Source organism: Vibrio sp. 2134-1, from assembly GCF_033339495.1.
Genome location: NZ_JAWOUS010000815.1, coordinates 1 through 553, shown reverse-complemented (window position 1 = coordinate 553; position 553 = coordinate 1). Strand labels below are relative to the sequence as shown.

Below are 553 nucleotides of genomic sequence, written 5' to 3'. Positions count from 1 at the left end.
AAAAAATCGTCTAGTTGAAGCTTTGAATGGCTTGTACAACCTTTCGACCGAAATCAAGGTTGATGAGCGTCAGCTTGCCGCGGTGAAACAAGAGTTTAAGCAAGAGCGCAGCGCTTTCTTGGAATCGCCTATGGGTACGCTTATCCAAGTAGCGAACACCAGCGCTTATACGCCGGATAGTCGTCATCGTTTACTGAGCAGTGATGGTGCCGATACCGTCACGCCAGAGCAGATTCTTGCAGTGCATGATCAACTATTTAAAACCGATCATGGTTACAAAATGGTGATTGTTGCAGACGTTGAGCCTGAGCAAATTACGCCGCTTCTACGCAAATACGTGGCATCAATTAAGATGAAGCCGGGTAAAGCTGTAGATTATCGTGTGTCATTTAATGATGAGCTGCCAGCGCGCTCGGTCGTCACTGATGGTCACGAGCCTTCATCGTTTTACCTGCTGCGTTTTACTAACACCGATAAGTACAACCGTACGGCAAAAGACACGGTGACAGAAGACATTCTGGAGCGCATCAGTGCCGCACGAGTGCTGGAGACG

Annotated in this window: 1 protein-coding gene; it reads left to right on the top strand. The window is 48.3% G+C overall.

Going from position 1 to position 553, the window contains the following annotated elements:
• On the top strand, positions 1-553 hold a 553-nt coding region (locus tag R7R78_RS28695), incomplete at both ends, for an insulinase family protein (protein WP_406707411.1).